The sequence below is a fragment of the endosymbiont of Ridgeia piscesae genome (genome assembly GCF_001443665.1).
Taxonomy (GTDB): Bacteria; Pseudomonadota; Gammaproteobacteria; order Chromatiales; family Chromatiaceae; genus Endoriftia; species Endoriftia persephonae.
In genome coordinates this window covers 33896-47829 of record NZ_KQ557116.1, presented here as the reverse complement: position 1 = coordinate 47829, position 13934 = coordinate 33896, and the positions used below count along the sequence as shown (strand labels likewise).

The window sequence follows — 13934 nt, the reverse complement described above, 5'->3', positions numbered from 1 at the left end:
AGGAGTAGCGAAATGAAGATGAAAAAACTAACCCTGGCATGCGGTGTTGCGATGATTGCTGCCTCCACCCAGACCCTGGCTGAGACGGAAGTCAGCATGAATGTCGGTGCCACCAGCAACTACATCTGGCGCGGCATGACCCAGACCTCTGACGGTGCCGCCATCTCCGGTGGCGTGGATGCGGGCTTCGATAGCGGCATCTACCTGGGCACTTGGGCCTCTAATGTCACCGATGGTTTTGAACTCGACTTCTATGGTGGTTTTGCCGGCGAGGCGGGTGACTTCGGTTACGATCTGGGCGCTATCTACTACATGTATAAAGATGATGCGGATGCGGATTTTGCTGAGGTCTACGCCAACGCCAGCTTCATGTTTGTAAACGCCGGCCTGGCCTACACTGTCTCCGCTGACAACGATCCCTCTGAAGGCGATCTCTACTACTTCGTCGGTGCCAGCTTTGATCTGCCCCAGGATTTCTCGATCGGCGGCACTATCGGTGTCTACGACTACGATGCCGCCGGCAGTGATGACCTGACCCACTATCAGATCGACCTCTCCAAGAGCGCCGGTGACTATGGCGACGTGACCTTCACCCTCTCTGATACCGACGCCACCGCTGGTGCCGATAAGGATATGCGTGCGCTGGTCTCCTGGAGCAAATCCTTCTAAAGCCCCGGTTCAACACAATCAAGGGTGGAGCGCAGCTGCAGCTCCACCCATTGAGGAGAAAACAGCATGAAAATGATTTCTGCAATCATCAAGCCCTTCAAGCTCGATGATGTCCGGGAGGCGCTCTCTGATATCGGCGTCACCGGCATCACTGTGACCGAGGTAAAGGGCTTCGGTCGCCAGAAGGGCCATACCGAACTCTATCGTGGTGCCGAGTATGTCGTCGATTTTCTGCCCAAGATCAAGGTCGAGATTGCGGTGGATGACGGTGTCGTCGATCAGGTGCTGGAGGCGATCTCCGGTGCGGCCAAGACCGGCAAGATCGGTGACGGCAAGATCTTTGTGACGCCACTGGAACAGGCAGTGCGAGTGCGTACTGGCGAGACCGGTAGCGAAGCGCTCTAAGAGCAACTCTTCTGGAGGAGACAATCGTGGAAGCGATCACACAGCTTAGTTATGCGCTCGATACCTTCTATTTTCTGGTATCTGGTGCACTTGTAATGTGGATGGCAGCAGGCTTCGCCATGCTTGAGGCCGGCCTGGTGCGGGCCAAGAATACTGCCGAGATCCTGACCAAAAACATCACCCTGTTCGCTATTGCCTGCATCATGTACATGCTGGTGGGCTACGGCATCATGTATCCGGATGGCGGCAACGGTTTTATCCCGGCGCTTGATCTGGGATTTATGTTCGGCGGTGACAACAGTGTCGATGATGTGCTGAAGAGCAACGGCGAGACCTACTACTCGGGCATGTCCGACTTCTTCTTTCAGGTGGTATTCGTCGCCACTGCCATGTCGATTGTCTCCGGTGCGGTGGCGGAGCGCATGAAGTTGTGGGCCTTTCTTGCCTTTTCGGTAGTGATGACCGGCTTTATCTACCCGCTACAGGGTTACTGGAAGTGGGGTGGCGGTTTCCTGGATGCCGCTGGCTTCAGTGACTTCGCAGGTTCCGGCGTGGTGCATCTGTGCGGCGCTGCTGCGGCTTTGGCCGGGGTGCTGCTGCTTGGCGCACGTAAGGGCAAGTACACGGCCGATGGGCGGGTCAACGCCATTCCGGGTGCCAACATGCCGATGGCGACCCTGGGTACCTTCATCCTGTGGCTCGGCTGGTTCGGCTTTAATGGTGGCTCTGAGCTGAAGCTCTCCAACATCGAAGAGGCGAATGCGGTGGCTATGGTCTTCGTCAACACCAACGCTGCCGCTGCCGGTGGTGTGATTGCCGCGCTGCTGACTGCACGTGCACTGTTCGGCAAGGCCGATCTGACCATGACGCTCAACGGCGCGCTGGCCGGTCTGGTGGCGATTACCGCTGAACCGCTGACTCCGACTCCGCTGCTGGCGACCATCGTCGGCGCAGTCGGCGGTGTGCTGGTAGTCTTCTCCATCATTTTTATGGACAAGCTGAAGATCGACGATCCGGTGGGTGCCATCTCGGTACACGGTGTGGTCGGTATGTGGGGCCTGCTCGCGGTAGCGCTCTCTAATCCTGATGCGACCCTGGGGGCTCAGTTGTTAGGCCTGGGCACCATCTTCGCCTGGACCTTCGGCGCCTCTTTCATCGTCTGGCTGATCATCAAGCTTGTGATGGGAATCCGTGTCAGTGAGGAGGAGGAGTACGAAGGCGTGGATATCGGCGAGTGTGGTTTGGAGGCCTACCCCGAGTTCACTGGCTCACACGGTGCGGGTCGCTGATCCCGATATTAAATAATTAGACCTCTCTCACTTTCGGGGTGCCATTGGCACCCCTTTTTTTGTGTGTCAGGCGCAGCCGATGTGCTGCTGCAAGCCGGTTCAGTGAGCGATCTTCTGGTTGTTGCTGTCAGCCTCGGTGATGAGCAGCGATTCGGCAATGGTGCAGTTACGACCGTGGTTTTTTGCGTAGTAGAGTGCCTGGTCGGCACGTTCCAGTAGAGTCTCTATGGAGTCATCCGGGTGTAGGCTGGCAACACCCACCGAGATAGTAATGCCGGGTAGCTTCTCCTTGGTGCTCTTTCTCACCAGCACCAGTTTGCCGACTGTGCTCCGTATCATCTCCGCCACCTTGATCGCATCCTCAAGTGAGGTATTTGGTAACACCAGGGTGAACTCTTCACCGCCATAACGGGCGGCGATGTCATTCTTCCGCGCCCTCTGCTGCAATGTCTGAGCGACGCGCCGGATTACCTCGTCACCGATCAGGTGGCCGAAGCTGTCGTTGAAATGCTTGAAGTGATCGATGTCGAGCATCAGTACTGACAGCGTTGTCTGGCTCTCGATGCTGTTTTCAATGCACTGGCTAAGGCGTTGATTGAGGACCTTCTTGTTATAGAGACCGGTCAGGCTGTCCCGGTGTGCCTCCTCCCGTAGCTGTTCGACCTGATTCCGCAGCTCTGTGGTATTGCGTTCGGCTGACGCTAGGTTGTCCTGTATCTTTTGGTTATTGGAAATCGCCTGGTTGGTGGCCTGCAGCAGAGTGTCGGCGATGCGACGAACGCTGCCAAGGTCGGTCTGCCCCTGCAGTGACTCCATCTGCCCTTCAAGTAGTCGGCCAAAGTCGCTGATGCCATGACAGGCGCTGGAAACCCCTTCCAGCACCTTATAGAGGGTGTCATGCAGGCTGGCGATGTGATCGTCAAGCTGTAGTTCAGTACCGGCCTCGAAGTGCGTCTCGAAGAACTCCCTGAGCAGGTGGGGATTAAGGCTGCCGTGCTTTTCGAGATGTTGATCAAGTGCCTGATTCAGGGTTGGAGTCCGTTGTGCTACGTATTCGTAGGCCACAGCGTAGCAGACCGGGCTGGGCGGAATCTGGTGCTGTTGCAGGAGTTCCATCGCTGCCCGGTTGCGACTCTGGGCGGTCTCGATGGGGTCGAGAATTTGACAAGGTGATATTTTGTTCATTTTTAATCAGGCTTGGCTGAATTGTCAGTCGGCTGATGATTTCCCAGGCGCGTCAGGATAGGTGATTCTTTGGCACCGCCCCTTAGGGTGATTTTCGGCTGGAGATGCGGCATCTTTAGCCGAAAACATGCCCTCACCAGGCTGGAAGTGCCGACCTCACCCGGCACGAAGAGGATTTGCGATTCTGTTGGCTACAGAACCACTTCATGAGTATGAAGGCTAGCGGGGTTGTGGGAGCGTCGTTAATCCCCGATCCGCTTAATATTACCCGCAGTGCCGGTCAGCTCTGTGGCTCGAGTATTTTGCGGAAAAATTCGGGAACGGCGAAGGCGGCGCGGTGGATATCGCTGTTGTAGTAACGGGTCTCGAAGTTGCGCTGCGCCACATCCTGTTCGCGGAAGCCCTCGATCGCCGCCCCCTTGCGTCCCAAAGTGGCGCTCCACCAACCGCTCGGGTATATCGGCTGGGGAAAGAACAGGCTCTTGACGTCGCTGAAGCCGCTGTCGTGTAGATTGCGGTACATGCGCTGGATGATCAGTTGGTGGATCAGCGGCGACTCGCTCTGCTGGATCATCAGGCCGCCATCCGCCAAGGCGCACTGGCAGGCGCGGTAGAAATCAGCTGAGAAGAGCACCTCGCCGGGGCCGATCGGGTCGGTGGAGTCGACGATGATGATGTCGAGTGAGCCAGCTTCTGCTTGCTGCATCCACTCGATGCCGTCGATGAACAGCAGCTCGGCACGCGGATCCTGGTTGGACTCACACAGCTCCGGAAAGAATTGCTCAGAGACCCGGGTTACCCGCTCGTCGATATCGATCTGGGTGACCTGCTTCACCTCCGGATGCTTCAGCACCTCGCGCAGGGTGCCGCAGTCGCCGCCGCCGATGATTGCCACCCGCTGTGGCGCCGGATGGATGAAGAGAGCCGGGTGGACCATCATCTCATGGTAGAGGAAGTTGTCGAGGCTGCTGACCATGGTGTAGCCGTCGAGCACCATCAGGTTGCCCCAGTCGGTAGTCTCATAGACCTCGATCTTCTGGTAGCGGGACTGCTCTTCATGCAGCTTACCCTTGATGCGCAGGCCGAAGGCGTTGCCGCCCTCTTCACACTTTTCGGTAAACCACTGCTCGTTGTCGGCCATCGCTCTCTCCACAACTCTTATCTGGCAGGACATTCCGCCCAAATCTGGTGGGCAGCTAGAGTGTCATTAGCGCTTCTTTTGCGCAACCTCAATGGCGCCCCGGCACCAGGCTAGCAACTGCTCCTGATCTTCCAACGCTTCTACCGGGGCGGATAAAATTTCATGCTGATCCGCTTGCCATCCTTGCGCTGGTAGCTGAAGGACGACTGAGATGCCTGGCGGAAATGCTCACTGCTGGCGTCATTGGCTTTCAGGTAGAGGCTATCCTCGTCGAGGATGGCGCAGAGCAGACCGTCGCAATAGGCCAAACATACGGCGAACCTGAATCGTGCCGAGGGGGGGCAGCTGTTCGCGAATATAGTCCGAGTCGTATTCACTGACGGACATGATCGAGTTGCCTGAGTCGCTTGCGGGAGCGGGTCTGCACTGCCGGGCCGGCGGTCTCCTGGGCTTGATGGGTGGTCCCGTACCAGCTTGATCACCTCATCGACCCGCCCCAGCGAGCGGGGATCGCTCCCCTGTCACATTTGCAGTAGTCTGTGGCCGCTCATCACGGAGTCACCAAAGGCGATAGTGAATGGGGCCATTAGAGATCATCTACCAGGACCAGGCAATCGTTGCGATCAACAAGCCCGCGGGGTTGCTGGTGCATCCCAGTCTCGTGGATCGGCACGAGACCCGTTCGGCGATGAAGCTGTTACGCGACCAGCTGGGGCGCTGGGTCTACCCGGTGCATCGGCTCGATAAGCCGACCTCCGGGGTGTTGCTGTTTGCCCTCAACTCAGAGGTGGCACAGCGGCTCAGTGAGCAGTTCGAGGGGCGGGGTGTGGAAAAGCGCTATCTGGCGGTGGTGCGTGGCCACCCCGATCAGCAGGGGGTGATCGACTACCCGCTGAAAGAGCTGCTTGACAAGATGACCGATCGGCGCGCCCGTCAGAACAAACCAGCCCAGCCGGCCGTAACCCGCTACCGGTGCCTCGCCACTGCCGAGCTGCCCTACCGGGTTGATCGCTACCCGAGCAGTCGCTACGCGTTGCTTGAGCTCTGCCCAGAGACCGGCCGCAAGCATCAGATTCGCCGCCACATGAAGCATATTTTCCACCCGATCATCGGTGACACCAGCTACGGCAAATCACGCCACAATCGGCTCTTCGAGCGGCTGTTCGATTGCCGCCGGCTGCTGCTGACGGCGGTGACACTGTGCTTTCGCCATCCGCTGAGCGATGTCCCGATGCGCCTGACCTCCGAACTCGACCCGGCCTTCACTCGGGTCGTGCATGGTATGGCCTGGAGCGAGGTCCTGGCAGAAAGGCTGATGGCTGCTGATGGCGACAAATAACCTACATTTTCGTGGCCGTTTAACGCATAATGCACGCCATGCAGCCTGACCATTCCGATTCTGAAGCGCTCTATGCCATCCCCCGCTGGGGGGCTGGTTATTTTTGTGTCAATGAAGATGGCCACCTAGCGGTGCGACCCGATCCGCAGCAGCTGGTGGAGATTGACCTGCGTCAGCTGGTGGATGAGCTGCATGAGGCGGGCCTCTCACTGCCGGTGCTGGTGCGCTTCAACGACATCCTGCGTGATCGTGTGCGACGACTGCGCGCGGCGTTCGAGCAGGCGCAACAGACGCAGGCCTACAGCGGCAACTACACCACCGCCTATCCGATCAAGGTCAACCAGCAGCGCAGTGTGGTGGAGCAGATCGTCGCCGACGGCGCCACCGGCCTGGAGGCGGGCAGCAAACCGGAGCTGATGGCGGCGCTGTCGCTGGCTCGGCCGGGTGGGCTGGTGGTCTGCAACGGCTACAAGGATCGGGAGTATATCCGCCTCGCTCTGATCGGCCGGCGCCTCGGGCTGCGGCTCTACATCGTCATCGAAAAACCCCAGGAGCTGGAGCTGGTGCTGGAAGAGTCGGCGCGACTCGGCATCGAGCCGCTGCTGGGGGTGCGGGTGCGGCTGGCGGTCTCGGCGGCTGGCAACTGGCAGAACAGCGGTGGTGAGCGTGCCAAGTTCGGCCTCTCCGCCGCCCAGTTGCTGAGCCTGGTCGAGCGACTTGAGCAGGCTGGCGGCATCCCCTGGCTGCAGATGCTGCATGTGCACCTGGGTTCGCAGATCCCCAACCTGGCCGATATCCGCAAGGGATTGCGTGAGGCGGCGCGCTACTTCGTCGAACTCTCGCAGCTGGGGGTGCCGATCGATACCCTGGACCTGGGCGGTGGCCTGGGTGTCGACTACGAAGGCTCGGGCACGCGCCACTTCAGCTCGATCAACTACAGCGTCGAAGCCTATGCCGAGGTGGTGGTGGCGGCGATCGCCGAGGCCTGCCGTGAGGCGTCGCTGGTCTACCCCGCGATCATCACCGAATCGGGTCGGGCGCTGACCGCCCACCACTCGCTGCTGATCAGCAACCTGATCGACCGGGAGGCCGCCCCAGGAGCGGCGGTGACGCCAGCCGAGTCGGATCAGACGTTGCCGGTGCTGGCGCAACTGTCGCAGCTATTGGGTTCAGAGGCTTCGCCCCTCGAGCTGTTCGAGCAGGCCCAGGAGCTGCTGGATCAGGCGCGCCGCGAATTCGAACTCGGTGCGCTGTCGTTGGCTGGCCGGGCCCGGGCCGAGCAGCTCTTCTACGCCATCTGCCGTGAACTGCAGCCGCGGCTCGCCTACAGCTCACGGCGTCAGCGTGAGCTGATCGAACGCATTCATCTGCTGCTGGCCGACAAGCTGTTTCTGAACTTTTCGCTGTTCCAGTCGATGCCGGATGCCTGGGCGATCGAGCAGATATTTCCGGTGGTGCCGCTGCAGCGGCTGGATGAGGTTCCTGAGCGGCGCGGCGTGGTGCACGATTTGACTTGTGATTCCGACGGTTGTATCGAGCACTATGTGGAGCAGGACGGGGTCGAGGCGAGCCTTCCGGTACACGCTCCGCGGGCCGGCGAGGCGTACTATCTGGGGATCTTTCTGCTCGGCGCCTATCAGGAGATCCTCGGCGACATCCACAACCTATTCGGTGACAGCGACGCGGTGAATCTGGAGCTCGATGGTCAGGGTGGTTACCGTCTGCTGGAGCCGGAGCGGGGCGATTCGGTGGACGAGCTGCTCAGCTATGTGCACTTTGACCCCCGGGCGATGGAGATCGCCCTGCGCACCCGCCTCAACCAGGCAGGGCTGGACAAGGCGCAGCGCGACCACTTCTTTGCCGAGCTCAAGTCGGGGCTCTACGGCTACACTTATCTGGAAGATTAAGCCCACTACCTGCATCGCCTTTCCGCAGTGCCTGGGCTAACATCTCTCCCCCGTTTCCTTACCACGCCTGCGCCGATGTCTGAACAAAAACCCTTCATTCTTGTCGATGGTTCCTCCTATCTGTTCCGTGCCTTCCACGCCCTGCCGCCGCTGACTAATTCAAAAGGCGAACCGACCGGCGCGATCGTGGGTGTGATCAATATGCTGCGGCGGTTGATCGACGACTACCAGCCAGAGCACATGGCGGTGGTGTTCGACGCTCCCGGCGGCAGCTTTCGCAACCAGCTCTACCCGGACTACAAGGCCAATCGGCCGCCGATGCCGGAGGAGTTGCGCCAGCAGATCGAGCCGCTGCACCAGATCGTGCGTGCGATGGGGCTGCCGCTGCTGATGATCCCAGGGGTCGAGGCGGATGATGTGATCGGCACCCTGGCGCAGCAGGCGGCACAGCTGGGTATGCAGACCCTGATCTCCACCGGCGACAAGGATATGGCGCAGCTGGTCAACGCGCAGGTGGCGCTGATCAACACTATGTCGGAGAGCTATACCGACCGGGATGGAGTCGTGGCGAAGTTCGGTGTCGCCCCGGAGCAGATCATCGACTACCTGGCACTGGTGGGTGACAGTGCCGATAATATCCCCGGCGTACCCAAGTGCGGCCCCAAGACCGCCGCTAAGTGGCTCGGGCAGTATGGCGATCTGGACAACCTGATCGCCCACGCCGACGAGATTAAGGGCAAGATCGGCGAGAACCTGCGCGCCAGCCTGGAGCAGCTGCCGCTGTCGCGCCAGCTCGCCACCATCAAGCTCGACGTAGCGTTGGAGCAGGGGCCGGATGGCTACCGCCCCACTGAGCCGGACCGCGAGATATTGCGGCAACACTACAGCCGCATGGAGTCGAATCGGTTGCTGTCGACCCTGGAGGCTGGGGAGGCCACTGAGGCGGGGCCGGCCGAGCCGGCGCTTGAGGTGGAGTATGAGACGATCTTCAGCAAGAGCGCTCTTGCCGACTGGCTGGTGCGACTGCAACAGGCTGAGCTGTTCGCCTTTGATACCGAGACCACCAGCCTCGACTACATGCAGGCGGAGATCGTTGGCGTCTCATTTGCGGTGGAGGCGGGCCGGGCCGCCTATCTGCCGCTGGCACACCGCTATCCGGGGGCGCCGGATCAGCTGGATCGTGACTGGGTGCTGGCACAGCTCAAGCCGCTGCTGGAGGATCCTGAACAGAAGAAGGTCGGGCAGAACCTCAAATACGATATGAGCGTGCTGGCCCGCTATGGCATCGAGCTGCGCGGCATCGCTTTCGACACCATGCTCGAGTCCTATGTGCTCGACTCCACCGCTAGTCGCCACGACATGGACTCGCTGGCGAAGAAGTATCTACACCACGACACTATCCACTTCGAGGATGTCGCGGGCAAGGGCAAGGGCAAGGGCAAGAAGCAGCTCACCTTCGATCAGATCCCGCTGGAGAGCGCCGCCCCCTACGCGGCGGAGGATGCGGATATCACCCTGCGCCTGCACCAGACCCTCTGGCCGAGGCTGCAAGCCGAGCCGACTCTGGCGAGCCTCACCACCGATCTGGAGGTGCCGCTGGTGCCGGTACTGTCACGCATCGAGCGCAACGGGGTGCGCATCGACAGTGTGATGCTGAAGGCGCAGAGCCAGGAGTTGGCGCAGGGCATGCACCAGCTGGAGCAGCAGGCCCATGAGCTTGCCGGGCACAGCTTCAACATGGCCTCGCCGAAGCAGATCGGCCATATCTTCTTCGAGGAGCTGGGGCTGCCGGTGATCGCCAAGACACCGAAAGGCGCGCCATCCACCGCCGAGTCGGTGTTGCAGGAGCTGGCGGAACAGGGTCATGAGCTGCCGGCGCTGATCCTGCGTCATCGTGGCTTGGCCAAGCTCAAGTCCACCTATACCGACAAGCTGCCGGAGATGGTCGATCCGGATAGCGGCCGGGTCCACACCTCCTACCATCAGGCGGTGGCCGCCACCGGACGGCTCTCCTCCTCCGATCCCAACCTGCAGAACATCCCGGTACGCAGCACGGAGGGGCGGCGTATCCGCCAGGCGTTTGTGCCCGAGCCTGGCTGGAAGATGGTGGCGGCGGACTACTCGCAGATCGAGCTGCGTATCATGGCGCACCTCTCTGGCGACGCGGGGCTGCTGCAGGCATTTGCCGAGGGTAAGGATATCCATCGTGCCACCGCCGCCGAGGTGTTTGGTGAGAGCCTGGATGCGGTCACCAGTGAGCAGCGTCGCTCCGCCAAGGCGATCAACTTCGGCCTGATCTACGGCATGTCGGCCTTCGGTCTGGCCAAGCAGTTGGGGATTGAGCGGAGCGAGGCGCAAGAGTATGTAGATCTCTACTTCGCCCGCTACCCTGGGGTAGCGGCCTACATGGAACGCACCCGTGAGCAGGCCCGTGAGCAGGGTTACGTGGAGACCCTGTTTGGCCGGCGCCTCTATCTGCCCGATATCAAGGCCCGCGGGCCACGCCGCGGCGCAGCGGAGCGCACCGCGATCAATGCACCGATGCAGGGTACCGCGGCGGACATCATCAAGCGTGCGATGTTGGCGGTGGATGGCTGGATCGAGGCAGATCGGCCGCCGCTGCGGCTGCTGATGCAGGTCCACGACGAGCTGGTGCTGGAGGTGCAGGAGAGCTTTCTCGAAATGGCCTGCCAGCACCTGCGTGATTGTATGGAGTCAGCGGCTGAGCTGGCGGTGCCGCTGCTGGTGGAGGTAGGGATCGGTGATAACTGGGATGAGGCCCACTAAGGCAACGGGTGCGAAGAGGGTGAGCCTGTTCCCGCGCGGTCGCGGAGTGGTATGCGGGTCTATGCAGTGCTTGCGGTGGCCGCACTCTGGTTCGGCCTGTTCGAACTAGCTGATCCTCGAGGTATTGGTCGCGCTGCTGATTGAGACAGTGATGGTGCCTTCAGACGGCCAATTGGCAGAATGCAATATTCGAGTGAACTTATCTGTTTTTGCCGGGTCGTACAGTTTAGTCATGACGACAGGGCCGGTCCCTACTAAGGCGGCCCGAACTCCCCGGTGACCCCATCTGGGGAGGCATCTAGCCCCGACAGCTTTTTCCCCTTTGGGCTGTCGGGGCTTTCTTTTGTGTGGCAGATTATCCCTTTACGGGCAGATCAAACCAGATATCCAGCACTTCGTGAGCCTCGTCGATGCCCTGGCGTTTGAGGGAGGAGAAGAGCTGCAGCGTGATTTCGGGGAATTCCGCCAGCTCCTCCTGCACGCTGCGCAGGGTGCGCTGCGCCGCACCGGGCTTCAGCTTGTCCGCCTTGGTTAGCAGGATGTGGGTCGGCAGGCCGTGGTGGATGTTCCATTCGAGCATCTGGATATCGAACTTCTTCAGCGGATGGCGGACATCCATCATCAATATCAGTCCACGCAGGCACTCCCGTTGGGCGATGTAGTCGGCCAAGGCGCTCTGCCAGATCGTCTTGACCTGTTCAGCGACCTTAGCGTAGCCGTAGCCAGGTAGGTCGACCAGGCGGCGCTGCTCGTCGAGGCTGAAGAAGTTAAGCAGCTGGGTGCGACCGGGGGTCTTGGAGGTGCGTGCCAGGCTCTTCTGGTTGCAGAGCAGGTTGAGTGCGCTCGACTTGCCGGCGTTGGAGCGCCCGGCGAAGGCGACTTCAATGCCCTGGTCGGCTGGTGCCTGACTGAGTTTGGCCGCGCTCTTGAGAAAGCGTGCCCGGTGGTAGAAGGGATTCATAGGTTTTCAGGGGGGACGGCCCGAGCGTCGGCAGACGCCCGGAGTGGGGCTATCCCCAAAGCTTTTTGATCCAGGATTTTTTTGTTACGCGGGGGTTAGCGCCGGCGGCAAGGAAGTGTGCGGTGTATTGCATATCTTCCTCCATGATGTGCTTGGTGAGCCAGGTCTTGAGGAAGTGCATCAGTTCGAAGCCGATCGCGGTCTTGCCCGATTCGACCTTCTCCACCAACTCGATGACGTGCCCGAGCAACTCCTCGTGAATCTCCTTGTGTGCGTCGTAACCAGGATAGTTGAGGATGCGCATCAGACTCTCTTCAACGGCGAAGTGGATGCGGGTGTAGTCCGCCAGCTCACCGAGAATCTCTTTAACAACTTCGCTTCCCTGGCGTTTGTGGATTGCATCATGCATCCGGTTGATCATATCGACCAGCACCTTGTGCTGCGCGTCGATCTCTTCGATGCCGACACTCAGGGTATCGGACCACTCTACAAAGGCAGCCATTGTTCTCTCCTCAGACCAGTTTTGTGGGATATTTTGGCCTAAAAGTCGATAAAAGTGTGTGAATTGCCCCGTGTTTCACGGTTCCCTTGCGATGCAGGTCAATCTTCTCGTCTCCAGTGCCCCGATTTTCCGCCGGCCTTCTCCAACAGGCGCACCTGGTCGATGGTCATGCCGCGGTCGACCGCCTTGCACATATCATAGATGGTTAGCAGTGCCACTTGGGTGGCGCACAGCGCCTCCATCTCGACGCCGGTTTGGCCGCGGGTTTCGACCCGGCTCTGACAGTAGACGCTAGTGCTCTCGGGTTCGGCGCTCAGCTCGATATTGACCTTGGTAAGCGCTAGCGGGTGGCACAGTGGCACCAGGTCGGCAGTCTTCTTCGCGGCCATGATACCAGCGACACGGGCGATGCCGAGTACGTCGCCCTTCTTGTGGCCGCCCTGCATGATCAGTTCGAGGGTCTCGGGCAGCATGCTGATGCGGCCTTCAGTGACGGCCACCCGGTGGGTGACCGATTTGTCGCCGACATCGACCATATGGGCCTCGCCGGCTGCGTTGAAGTGGGTCAGGTCAGACATGCTGGTTACTCGGTTTACAGATGTTCAAGCGACTTGGCGACCTCACGTACCTCGAACTGCATGCTCTCCAGGTCGGCCATCACGTAGGTGGCAGGGGCGCGGCCGACGCCGCCGATGGTACCGGGGTTGATCAGCGGGGTGGTGCCGCCCTTGATGTTGGCCAGCTCCTCGAATTTGAGCTTGTGGCTGTGACCGCAGCAGACTAGATCCCAGTCGCCGGTGGCGGCCATGGCGCGGGCGTAGTGAGGATAGTGGACCAGGAAGATCCGCTTGCCGGCCAGTTCCACTCCAGCATCCATGCCATGGTAGTGGATGTGGGTGTTGGGCTGGTTGGCAAGTCGCCCCAGGGTGTAGAGGTCGCCGCTGTTGTTGCCGTGGATGACATGCACCGGCAGGTCATGCTTGGCGAGGCAGTTGAGGGTGCTTGGAGCGACTACGTCGCCACAGTGCAGCACCGCCTCGGCGCCGTGGCTCTTGGCTTCTGCCACCGCGGCGTCGAGCAGCGGGATGTGGTCGTGGCTATCGGAGAGGATGCAGACTTTCATATGTGTGGTGATCGTGGGAGCGCTGCGTGTAGGTCTTAGAAATTGGGTTTTTCGGGTGCATCCTTGTACAGTTGCACGCTCTCCATGATCTCTGCCTTTGCCTCATCGAGGCCGTACCAGCCGTCGACGCGCACCCACTTACCTTCGTCCAGATCCTTGTAGTGCTCGAAGAAATGGGAGATGCGATTCAGCTCCTCGCCAGACAGGTCGCGGAAGGTCTGCACCGAGCGGTAGCTTTTGCAGAGCTTGTCGATCGGCACGGCCAGTATCTTGGCATCGTCTCCCGATTCGTCCTTCATCTTCAGCACGCCAATCGGGCGGCACTTGATCACCGAGCCGGAGATCAGTGGATAGGGGGTGAGCACCAGCACGTCGACCGGGTCGCCATCCTTCGACAGGGTGTGCGGCACATAGCCGTAGTTGCAGGGGTAGTGCATGGCGGTGGACATGAAGCGGTCGACAAACATCGCACCGGTCTCCTTATCCAGCTCATATTTGACTGGGTCGGAGTGCGCCGGAATCTCGATAATGACATTGATATCGTTAGGGACATTGGCGCCGGAGCTGACTCTGTCCAGGTTCATATTAGCGTCCTTTAAATTTATAAAGTCGCCATTATACGCAGC

14 protein-coding genes are annotated in these 13934 nt (G+C 60.2%); 6 read left to right on the top strand and 8 right to left on the bottom strand.

The window, feature by feature from the left end:
- Positions 1–12 precede the first annotated feature (12 nt).
- The 3 genes from Ga0074115_RS01385 to Ga0074115_RS01375 all read left to right on the top strand — a co-directional run bounded on the left by Ga0074115_RS01385 (position 13) and on the right by Ga0074115_RS01375 (position 2363).
- The gene (locus Ga0074115_RS01385; RefSeq protein ID WP_057955698.1) at positions 13–669 is read left to right on the top strand and encodes a TorF family putative porin; all 657 of its coding nucleotides are present in this window, start codon (positions 13–15) and stop codon (positions 667–669) included.
- Positions 670–735: 66 nt separating this feature from the next.
- Positions 736–1074 (top strand): P-II family nitrogen regulator, encoded by a 339-nt coding sequence (locus tag Ga0074115_RS01380; RefSeq protein WP_057955699.1) that lies wholly within the window; start codon positions 736–738, stop codon positions 1072–1074.
- Positions 1075–1100: 26 nt separating this feature from the next.
- Positions 1101–2363 carry an ammonium transporter gene (locus Ga0074115_RS01375; RefSeq protein WP_057955700.1) on the top strand — a complete coding sequence of 421 codons (1263 nt, stop codon included), beginning with the start codon at positions 1101–1103 and terminating at the stop codon, positions 2361–2363.
- 99 nt (positions 2364–2462) lie between these two features.
- Here Ga0074115_RS01375 and Ga0074115_RS01370 read toward each other — a convergent pair whose 3' ends face one another.
- The 3 genes from Ga0074115_RS01370 to Ga0074115_RS01360 form a co-directional block, all read right to left on the bottom strand.
- The gene (locus Ga0074115_RS01370; RefSeq protein ID WP_232432844.1) at positions 2463–3548 is read right to left on the bottom strand and encodes a GGDEF domain-containing protein; all 1086 of its coding nucleotides are present in this window, start codon (positions 3546–3548) and stop codon (positions 2463–2465) included.
- 280 nt (positions 3549–3828) lie between these two features.
- Positions 3829–4689, bottom strand: a complete 861-nt coding sequence (gene speE / locus Ga0074115_RS01365; protein ID WP_057955702.1) for a polyamine aminopropyltransferase — start codon at positions 4687–4689, stop codon at positions 3829–3831.
- Positions 4690–4829: 140 nt separating this feature from the next.
- Entirely contained in the window at positions 4830–4997 is a 168-nt protein-coding gene (locus Ga0074115_RS01360) for a TfoX/Sxy family protein (protein WP_057955703.1), read from the bottom strand.
- Positions 4998–5266: 269 nt separating this feature from the next.
- On the opposite strand from Ga0074115_RS01360, the gene truC reads away from it, so the two are divergent.
- The 3 genes from truC (at position 5267) to polA (ending at position 10722) form a co-directional block, all read left to right on the top strand.
- Positions 5267–6028, top strand: coding sequence for a tRNA pseudouridine(65) synthase TruC (gene truC, locus Ga0074115_RS01355; RefSeq protein WP_057955704.1), 762 nt, complete (start codon positions 5267–5269; stop codon positions 6026–6028).
- Between the two features lie 38 nt (positions 6029–6066).
- On the top strand, positions 6067–7935 hold the full coding sequence (gene speA, locus Ga0074115_RS01350) for a biosynthetic arginine decarboxylase (RefSeq protein WP_087959708.1): 1869 nt from the start codon (positions 6067–6069) through the stop codon (positions 7933–7935).
- Positions 7936–8010: 75 nt separating this feature from the next.
- A complete protein-coding gene (gene polA / locus Ga0074115_RS01345; protein WP_060528132.1) occupies positions 8011–10722 on the top strand; it encodes a DNA polymerase I in 2712 nt (903 codons plus the stop codon).
- 355 nt (positions 10723–11077) lie between these two features.
- Here polA and yihA read toward each other — a convergent pair whose 3' ends face one another.
- From yihA to ppa, 5 genes are all read right to left on the bottom strand, one after another.
- Positions 11078–11683 carry a ribosome biogenesis GTP-binding protein YihA/YsxC gene (gene yihA, locus Ga0074115_RS01340; protein WP_057957167.1) on the bottom strand — a complete coding sequence of 202 codons (606 nt, stop codon included), beginning with the start codon at positions 11681–11683 and terminating at the stop codon, positions 11078–11080.
- 49 nt (positions 11684–11732) lie between these two features.
- Positions 11733–12185, bottom strand: coding sequence for a bacteriohemerythrin (locus tag Ga0074115_RS01335; RefSeq protein ID WP_005966420.1), 453 nt, complete (start codon positions 12183–12185; stop codon positions 11733–11735).
- Positions 12186–12283: 98 nt separating this feature from the next.
- Positions 12284–12763, bottom strand: coding sequence for a cyclic pyranopterin monophosphate synthase MoaC (moaC, locus tag Ga0074115_RS01330; RefSeq protein WP_057957168.1), 480 nt, complete (start codon positions 12761–12763; stop codon positions 12284–12286).
- A 14-nt stretch (positions 12764–12777) separates the two neighbouring features.
- Positions 12778–13308, bottom strand: coding sequence for a metallophosphoesterase family protein (locus Ga0074115_RS01325; protein WP_057957169.1), 531 nt, complete (start codon positions 13306–13308; stop codon positions 12778–12780).
- Positions 13309–13343: 35 nt separating this feature from the next.
- Complete coding sequence (ppa, locus tag Ga0074115_RS01320) at positions 13344–13892, bottom strand: inorganic diphosphatase (protein WP_057957170.1); 549 nt, start codon at positions 13890–13892, stop codon at positions 13344–13346.
- Positions 13893–13934: the final 42 nt, after the last annotated feature.